This is a genomic window from Acinetobacter lwoffii, from assembly GCF_022809915.1.
In the GTDB taxonomy this organism is placed as follows: Bacteria; Pseudomonadota; Gammaproteobacteria; order Pseudomonadales; family Moraxellaceae; genus Acinetobacter; species Acinetobacter lwoffii_M.
Map to the genome: position 1 here is coordinate 1 of NZ_JALGQY010000075.1, position 1,715 is coordinate 1,715.

Consider the following 1,715-nt stretch of genomic DNA (forward strand, 5'->3'; position numbering starts at 1 on the left):
TATATTGATGTTTATAACATCATTTGGGGAGCAAAATATCACTTATAAGTGTTGTTCAAATTTCCTGATCCACCTCTTTTCATCCCCAGTAACTTTTCGCCATGCGTAGAAAAACTCATAAGGTGCAAATAAAGATCCCATCTTTGTATTTACCCCATCACTAATCACGCATATGGCGTTGTATTTCATAAGCTCAGGGATGTCACGCTTATAACGTACAGTTAATTGTTGATAGGCATCATAAATTGTAGCATCTTCACGAATAGCACTCTTGAATTCAAATACAACTAATGGAATACCATTGATATAAAGAATACCATCAGGAATTCTAAGACATTCTCCAAGAATTTTTAATTGCGTTACAAATTTAAAGACGTTTTTTTTATGGCTATTATAGTTGAAAAATTCAATAAATATTGATGGCTTTTTTTTATCATCCCTAGAAAATAAAAAACCATTAGATATTTTATTCATAAAGTTTTTATTAAAATTATAAACCCCTAAATTACTACTATAAAAAACTTCATGATGCAATCTATTCAACTCACTAAAAGTTAAATCATAATTTTCATTCAAATAATTATTCAGGTCATCGAATAATACAGGGGAAACTTTTTCAGTAACATCCTTTCCATTAATCACCCCTATATTATTTTTTAAGAAAATATTTATGATTGCTTGTTCTAATTTATCTTCCGTGAATGTCATTATTCTACTTACCCCTAGGAATTTTTAAAGTTAAGAAACGTCTTTCTTAAATTCACTTTATCTTGATGTGGCAAGATATCACGTAAACAAATTATTGCTTGCATTTCCTTGCTTGGGACTGGTATATCCATATCAATAAAAGAGTCCCAACTAAGACCTCCTCGAACACTATTATCAGTGGTGAACCATGCTTTTCTATCAAAATCAGAGAACTGGAACCAATACATCAAATACTGAGGAAGAATTTCATCATTGCATATCTCAAATGTTATATAAGCAGGTGAAACAATAATAGGATTTTCTTCTAGGTGTAAACTTATAGGAACTAATTTATCTCGACCAACATGCATTGGATTAAATGCAAATTGCCCTTGAAAAACAATCTTATATTTACTCATATCAGTACCATTAATATTTGCTACTGAAGGAAAGAAATTTTTATTCATATTAATGCCTTTTAAATCACTAACTGACAAATCTACATTCCGATTATTAGTTTGTTTAACAAATTTTTTTAGCTTTGAGTATTTCATTTATTTGATTCACCTAGAATAGTATTAATTAAATTTTGATTAATTTTGATATCATTTTCTAAAGAAGATAAAATATTCTTTTTATAAGAATCTAAATTATCTTCAATATCATTAAAGATATCTCGTTCATTAAATTTAATATAATTACTCGGAACTAAGCTAAAGTTTTTTTTCTGAATTTCATCAATATTTGCTGAATAACATAGTTCATCAATATCTTGATAATTTGTGTATAGATGTTTGTATTTCCAATTTGAATATATATTGGAGATAAGTTCAATATCCTTCTCTACAATTTGAATGAATTTCTTTTGATAAATTTCACCACAGTTTCTTGCATCTATAAATAAAACCTCATTACTTCTATCACGTAGTGTATTTGTACTATCTTCATCAATAGACTTCCTTCATAAATCATTTTTTAACCAATTTAATTGTTTATCTTTCACCCAATCTAAATTGTATATGCCAGCA

The 1,715-nt window shown here is 27.9% G+C and carries 3 protein-coding genes; all 3 read right to left on the bottom strand.

The annotated features are described in order from the left end of the window. Window positions 1-42: 42 nt before the first annotated feature. Genes MTX11_RS16420 through MTX11_RS16700 form a run of 3 tightly spaced genes read right to left on the bottom strand, consistent with a single transcriptional unit; the run spans window position 43 to window position 1,639 of the window. Complete coding sequence (locus MTX11_RS16420) at window positions 43-708, bottom strand: type I restriction endonuclease (RefSeq protein WP_243475609.1); 666 nt, start codon at window positions 706-708, stop codon at window positions 43-45. A 14-nt stretch (window positions 709-722) separates the two neighbouring features. Then, complete coding sequence (locus MTX11_RS16425; RefSeq protein ID WP_243475610.1) at window positions 723-1,241, bottom strand: restriction endonuclease subunit S domain-containing protein; 519 nt, start codon at window positions 1,239-1,241, stop codon at window positions 723-725. Then, window positions 1,238-1,639, bottom strand: a complete 402-nt coding sequence (locus MTX11_RS16700) for an N-6 DNA methylase (protein ID WP_420909238.1) — start codon at window positions 1,637-1,639, stop codon at window positions 1,238-1,240. The genes MTX11_RS16425 and MTX11_RS16700 overlap by 4 nt, the downstream gene beginning before the upstream one ends. Window positions 1,640-1,715 lie beyond the last annotated feature (76 nt).